Here is a 6,137-nt window from a genome sequence, read left to right as displayed (position 1 = left end):
TCATGAAGCAGAACCAGGGCAACCAGTGACCGGATGACGGCCCGCGCTGTGACCGGAGACGAAGCATGCTGCAGGATGCAGAGCAGCCGTTCTTTCAGATGTCTGGCGTGTCGAAAAGCTACGGCGGCGCCGTCGCGCTGGATCACGCCGAACTCAGGGTGCGCAGAGGCCGCATTCACGCGATCCTCGGCGAGAACGGCGCGGGCAAGTCCACGTTGCTGAAGGTGATGTCCGGCGTCGTGCAGCCGGACGAGGGCACGATGCATTTCGATGGCCGGGAGGTCTCGTTCGCGTCGCCTGCCGAGGCGAACGCGGCCGGTATCGTCTGCGTGTATCAGGAACTGTCGCTGATCCCCGACTTGAGCGTGGCGGATAACATCTACGCTGCGAACCCGCCGCGACGTTTCGGGATGATCGACCGGCGGGCCCAACGCCGCCAGGCCGAGGAGGCGCTCGCGCGAGCGGGCGCCGCCGACATCAATCCGCTTGCGAAAGTCCGCGACCTGCCGCTGTCGCGCCAGCAGATGGTCGAGCTCGCGAAGGGGCTGGCACACGCGCCGCGCATTCTGATCCTCGACGAAGCCACCTCGGCGCTGACCGCGGCCGACGTCGCGCGCGTGATCGAGGTGCTCAAGCGCCTGCGCGAAGAGGGGCTCGCGCTGCTGTTCATCTCGCACCGCATGCACGAGGTGAAGGCGCTCGCGGACGAATGCACGGTCTACCGGAACGGTCGCCATGTGATGAGCTTCGAAGCCGGCACGCGTTCCGACAATGAGGTTGTCGAAATGATGATCGGCCGGAAGTACCAGCATGCGTTTCCTGCCAAACCCGCGGCCAAACCGGCGGACCAGCCCGCGGACGCCCGCAGCACCGCGCCGGTTCTCGCCTGTCATGATCTCGCATGGAGCGACACGCTGCGGGGCATCAGCTTTTCGTTGCAGCCCGGTGAAATCCTCGGACTGGGCGGCCTCGACGGACAAGGCCAGCGCGAACTGCTGCTCGCGCTGTTTGGCGTGTTGCGCGGCTGCGCTGGCAAGATCGAGATCAACGGCAAAGCCGTGTCGATCGGGAGCCCGACGGCCGCGCGCGCCAACGAAATCGGTATGGCGCTGATACCCGAGGACCGCAAGACCGAAGGCTTGATGCTGCCGATGTCGGTACGCGAGAACCTGTCGTTTGCCGCACTCGATCGCATGTCCACCGCGGGCATAATCGATCGCGACCGCCAGCAGTCGCTCGTCGAGCAGATGATGGAGTTGCTTGCGATCAAGTCGTTCAGCGTCGACGCGCCCGTGGGCTCGCTGTCGGGCGGCAACCAGCAGAAAGTCGTCATCGCGAAGTGGCTGATGCGGCAGCCGAGGATCCTGCTGCTCAGCGACCCGACGCGCGGTATCGACGTCGGCACCAAGCAGGAGCTCTACCAGCTGCTCAGGCGTCTTGCCGACGAAGGCGCCGCGATCGTCTTCTATTCGACCGACTATGACGAGCTGATCGGCTGCTGCGACCGCGTGCTCGTACTGTACGAAGGCAGGATCAAGAAGGAACTCGTCGGCTCGGCGATCACCGAGCAGAACCTGATTGCCAGTGCTCTCGACCTGCCCGTCGGACAGATTTTGCCTTCCACGGGAGCGGCGCTATGAGTGGCCTGCGTTACTGGTATGCGGAGAATCGCGGAGCGGTGTTCGCGTTCGGCCTGTTCGTGCTGATGTTCGCGATCTATCTCGTCAACTATCCGTCGGCGTTGTCGGCCAACGTATTTCAGACGGCAGCGAACAAAGCGGTACTACTCGCGCTCGTCTCGATGGGGCAGGCGCTCGTCGTGCTGACCGCCGGCATCGACCTGTCGATCGGCATGACGCTGGTGCTGACGAATTGCATCGGGTCGTGGATCGTCACGGGCGACTCGCTGCACAGCGCGCTCGGCATCGCCGGCGTGCTCGGGGCGGGTGCGCTGTGCGGCGCGCTGAACGGCGTGATCATCATTTTCGGCCGGCTGCAGCCGATCGTGACGACGATCGCGACGGGCGCCGTCTACTACGGATTGGCGCTGCTGCTGCGCCCGGTGCCCGGCGGATCGATCAACGAAGACCTCGCCGACGCACTGACGGGCAAGGTCGCCGGCGTTCTGCCAGCGAGCCTGGTGATTCTGCTCGCCGCGATCGTGATCGTCTGGATTCCTTTCAAACGCTCGGCGATCGGGCGAGCGGCATACGCGACCGGGTCGTCCGAACCCGCGGCTTTCCTGTCCGGCATGCCGATCCGCCGCGCGAAGTTCGTGAGCTATACGCTGGCCGGCCTGCTCGCGGCAGTCGGCGGCCTGTTTCTGACGTTCTTCACGGACACCGGCGACGCGAACCTCGGCAGCGCGAACTCGTACACGCTGTTTTCGATCGCCGCGGTAGTGATCGGCGGCGTGTCGCTGCTCGGCGGCAAGGGCAGCGCGATCGGCGCGATCTTCGGCGCATTCGCGTTCCGTTGCATCGGCGATCTGCTGTTCGTGTTCAACGTCGATGCGCTGTGGCAGCCGCTATTTCAGGGCATGATTCTTCTGCTTGCTGTCGCGATCGGCGCGTGCGGATTGTTCAGGGTGCGCAACCGTCTGGAGTGGTTTCAATGAGCCACGCTTCCGCGACCGGCCGGACCACGTTCGTGTCGAGGCTCACCCGCAGAATCGACAAACCGATCGTGATCGCATTCGCATGCATCGTCGCGCTGCTGCTCGTCGGCGGGATGTTTTCGCGCAACTTCACGTCGCCGGAATACATCCTGCTGCAACTGAAGGTCGGCGCATTCCTCGGCATCATTGCGACCGGCCTGATGATGGTGATCCTGCTCGGCCACATCGACCTGTCGCTGCCGTGGACGATCACCGTCGGCGCGATGATGGCGTGCGCGGTCGCGGGGCACGGCGATCTCGGGCGCGTCCTCGCGATTCCGGTCGGGATCGGTTGCGGCGTGCTGATCGGCATCGTCAACGGCATCCTCGTCGCACTGCTGCGCATTCCGTCGATGATCGCGACGCTTGCGACCAATGCGGTCGCGCAGGGCATCATGATTGTCTATACGGGCGGATCGTCGCCGCAGGATTCCGCGCCGGAGGTGATGCGCTGGCTCGCGGCGGGCTGGCTCGTACCGGGCGTGCCGAATGCCGTCGCGCTGTGGGTGGTGATCGGCGGCGCCACGATGTTCCTGCTGTCGCGCACGACCTTCGGCCGCACGCTTTACGCGATCGGCAACACCGAGCGCGCGGCGTATCTTTCTGGCATCGATACGCGGCTCGTCACGGTGACCGCCTTCGCCGTGTGCAGCGCGTTCGCCGCGTTCGGCGGCGTGCTGCTCGCGGGCTATGCGTCGAAGGCCGCACAGTCGATGGGCGATGCTTACCTGTTGCCGGCGATCGCGGCGGTCGTGCTCGGCGGCACGTCGATTCTGGGTGGACGGGGTTCATACCTGGGCACAGTGGCCGGCGCGATCCTCATCACACTGCTGCAATCGATCCTTTCGGTCGCGCAGATGCCGGAGGCGGGGCGTCAGATCATCTACGGCGTGGTGATCGCGGCGATGCTCCTGCTGTATGGGCGAAGCAAGCGAGAGGCGTAGGTCGAGCCGCTGGCCCGCCAGTCGCGCTCAATCAACGAGTGCACCCGGCCAACTCCGGACCTTCACCGTTGGCAGTTCAGCGCTTGCTTTTGAGCAAGAGCGGTCGCACGGCTTGACGAGGCTACCGTTCCACACTCAGAATTGCTGTTTCGATGAGGCCGTTGACTGAGCACATCGCCCGCAAGTCATAGAGCCGCGAAGCCCGCGAACATCCTCGCTAGCTAACTAGTAGTGTTTTCCACGACACGCGACTGTCCGGAAAGTCCGAACAGCGAACAATCGGCAGCATCGGCCTGCCACAGAGGATCAGCTACGGCCGGTCGCGACAGGCATAGAGCGGGGCATTGGTGCCGCTATCGCGAATCGTTCGCGACCGGCGCCGGCCCGAGCTAACCGTCAAACTCTTTCATCCGACGCTCAAGCTCGGCAATATCCTTCGAAATTGCGAGGTATCCCTCACGACGGGTCCGGTCGATATCGTCCAGCCATCGGTTGAGGCGCTCCAGAAGAGTCAAAATCATACGTACAGCTGATTAGGTTGAAAGCTACGAATTTGAGGTTTTGCCAGTTAGCGGAAAAAGCTTTACCTTTGTCCACGCAGAAGCTCTTCTGGCGCTGCACGGTATTCCCGAATGGTAGATAGCCATCCGATGGCGTTCCCTTGAGGTCAGTATGTGATGCGGGCGACTCTCATTCAAGCGAGCGGATGCATTGAAGCTTGCCAAACGTACAGCGTTTCATGCCAACCCGAGTGAGCGATTTCTTTTGTTTCGTGAGTGTCGCGCGGACTGGTAGAACCGGGGAGGATTGTTGATTATGACCATCTCGATGGCTGCGACGGCAGACATTCACGCCGCGCCGTTGCTTCCGATATCGCCCACTTATGCCGAGCCTTGCGTTTTACCGCAAGCGAATCGACCGTCAGGCCCTGCGTGGTTTGCTCACGATACCGAGCGCCTTCGCGGGCTCGAAGACAACGGTCAAGCACTCGTGCCGCCATCGACTTTCAGGCTCGTACCCGTTATAAACGCCGCTTCCGGGCTTGCCAACCAGGCGACAAGACCCGCGACATCTTCGCCTGATCCGTAGCGACCCAGTGCGATTGAGCTCCGGATCTGGTCGGCCATCGGACCGTTGGCTGGATTCATCAGCGTATCTATTCTTCCAGGCTGGACGTTGTTGATCGTAATTTCCCGGCTACCGAGATCCCTCGCCAACGCACGCGTCATGCTGGCTACGGCGCCTTTTGTCGCGGCGTATACGGACACGCCCGGTATCGGCATATAGTCGCTGCTGACGCTTCCAATGTTGATGATCCTCCCGCCTTTCTCCATAAAGCGCAGCGATTCCTGAATGGCGACGAACAGGCTCTTGACGTTGATTGCCAGCATCTGATCGATATGTTCCAGCGAAAAATCGTCGATCAGGCCGACGCGGAACATCGCGGCGTTGTTCACGAGAATATCCAGTCTTCCGAAGCGGTTCGCCGTCGATGCGACCGCAGCCTTCACCGCTTCTGTGTCCGCACTGTCCGCGCGGATCGCCACGCCCTGTCCGTTCAGTCGAGCGATGTCCCCGATGACACCCTCTGCGTCATCGCTCGAGCTCGAGTAGGTTATCGACACGGCTGCGCCTTCGCTCGCGAGACGCCTTGCGATTGCCGCTCCTATACCGCGGGAACCGCCTGTCACAAAAGCCACTTTGCCATCCAGTTTTCCATTCGAAAAAGTCACGTCTACTCCTTTCAATCGCGTCTTCCGTTCACCTCAGAAACGGGCCACGGCGACGCCGCAATTCGACATTCGGGGAAGTTGAAACACGCGTCAGCGGCGCGCTGCGCAAGCTGTTCCGCTGCAGCGCGACACGAGATAATTTTAGCTAGTTTGCGGTGACGGTTTGTGCCAAACTAAGCCAACCATTTTGTAACTAGTGGCAAGAATAGTTGATCAAATGGATTCACGTGGTAAAAAGAGCTAATGAAATTCGATCGAGTTGACGTTGATATCTTGCAGGCACTGCAGCGTGACGCTCATGTCAAGGCTGCAGATCTGGCTGAATCGCTCGACATCTCTCTTTCGCCGCTCTATCGGCGAATTCGATTGCTCGAGGAGGCGGGCGTCATTACGAAATATGTGTCGCTGCTGGATCAGGAGAAGGTGGGGTTCCCGATCAACGCCTATGTGTCGGTTGCAATCGAGAAATCCGCGGCAAAGCTTGCCGCTTTCGAGCGCGCTATCCTGAGTTGCGAGGAGGTGATGGAGTGCTATCTGATGACCGGTGCGTTCGATTACATGGTGCGCGTGGTTGCCAGCGACATCGCAGGCATCGAACGTTTCGTTATGACGCGGCTCGCGACTATCGATGGTGTCCGAGACGTCAGCACGTCGATCACCCTGCGACGTGTGCAGTACAAGACGGTGCTGCCGGTCCGGCCAGGCGGGGGGTAGATTTATCCAATCGCACTGGGAATACCAGACGGACGGAAAAGACCGCTCTCAACGTTGCTTTCAGAGAGCGATCGCCATCTCCGTGCGAAA

The 6,137-nt window shown here is 61.6% G+C and carries 6 protein-coding genes; 4 read left to right on the top strand and 2 right to left on the bottom strand.

The window, feature by feature from the left end; translation table 11 throughout:
* The first annotated feature begins 65 nt into the window (after positions 1-65).
* Genes VGH68_RS18160 through VGH68_RS18150 form a run of 3 tightly spaced genes read left to right on the top strand, consistent with a single transcriptional unit; the run spans position 66 to position 3,600 of the window.
* A complete protein-coding gene (locus VGH68_RS18160; RefSeq protein WP_331605054.1) occupies positions 66-1,640 on the top strand; it encodes a sugar ABC transporter ATP-binding protein in 1,575 nt (524 codons plus the stop codon).
* Positions 1,637-2,617 carry an ABC transporter permease gene (locus tag VGH68_RS18155; protein ID WP_331605053.1) on the top strand — a complete coding sequence of 327 codons (981 nt, stop codon included), beginning with the start codon at positions 1,637-1,639 and terminating at the stop codon, positions 2,615-2,617. The genes VGH68_RS18160 and VGH68_RS18155 overlap by 4 nt, the downstream gene beginning before the upstream one ends.
* Complete coding sequence (locus VGH68_RS18150; RefSeq protein WP_132380169.1) at positions 2,614-3,600, top strand: ABC transporter permease; 987 nt, start codon at positions 2,614-2,616, stop codon at positions 3,598-3,600. Before VGH68_RS18155 ends, VGH68_RS18150 begins: the two co-directional genes overlap by 4 nt.
* Positions 3,601-3,989: 389 nt before the next feature.
* Here the strand turns inward: VGH68_RS18150 and VGH68_RS18145 are convergent, their stop codons facing one another.
* Positions 3,990-4,121, bottom strand: a complete 132-nt coding sequence (locus VGH68_RS18145; RefSeq protein ID WP_331605052.1) for a DUF3563 family protein — start codon at positions 4,119-4,121, stop codon at positions 3,990-3,992.
* Between the two features lie 459 nt (positions 4,122-4,580).
* On the bottom strand, positions 4,581-5,333 hold the full coding sequence (locus VGH68_RS18140; RefSeq protein ID WP_331605051.1) for a 3-oxoacyl-ACP reductase family protein: 753 nt from the start codon (positions 5,331-5,333) through the stop codon (positions 4,581-4,583).
* Between the two features lie 243 nt (positions 5,334-5,576).
* Here VGH68_RS18140 and VGH68_RS18135 point away from each other — a divergent pair, with 243 nt between their 5' ends.
* The gene (locus VGH68_RS18135) at positions 5,577-6,047 is read left to right on the top strand and encodes an Lrp/AsnC family transcriptional regulator (protein ID WP_331605050.1); all 471 of its coding nucleotides are present in this window, start codon (positions 5,577-5,579) and stop codon (positions 6,045-6,047) included.
* Positions 6,048-6,137 lie beyond the last annotated feature (90 nt).

The organism is Paraburkholderia sp. (genome assembly GCF_036488505.1).
In the GTDB taxonomy this organism is placed as follows: Bacteria; Pseudomonadota; Gammaproteobacteria; order Burkholderiales; family Burkholderiaceae; genus Paraburkholderia.
This window is presented reverse-complemented; position numbering and strand designations above follow the sequence as displayed.

Bases quoted from the DNA above. Each gene is read 5' to 3' on its own strand.
- VGH68_RS18145 (WP_331605052.1), bottom strand. From the start codon at position 4,121: ATGATTTTGACTCTTCTGGAGCGCCTCAACCGATGGCTGGACGATATC.
- VGH68_RS18155 (WP_331605053.1), top strand. From the start codon at position 1,637: ATGAGTGGCCTGCGTTACTGGTATGCGGAGAATCGCGGAGCGGTGTTC.
- VGH68_RS18135 (WP_331605050.1), top strand. From the start codon at position 5,577: ATGAAATTCGATCGAGTTGACGTTGATATCTTGCAGGCACTGCAGCGT.
- VGH68_RS18150 (WP_132380169.1), top strand. From the start codon at position 2,614: ATGAGCCACGCTTCCGCGACCGGCCGGACCACGTTCGTGTCGAGGCTC.
- VGH68_RS18160 (WP_331605054.1), top strand. From the start codon at position 66: ATGCTGCAGGATGCAGAGCAGCCGTTCTTTCAGATGTCTGGCGTGTCG.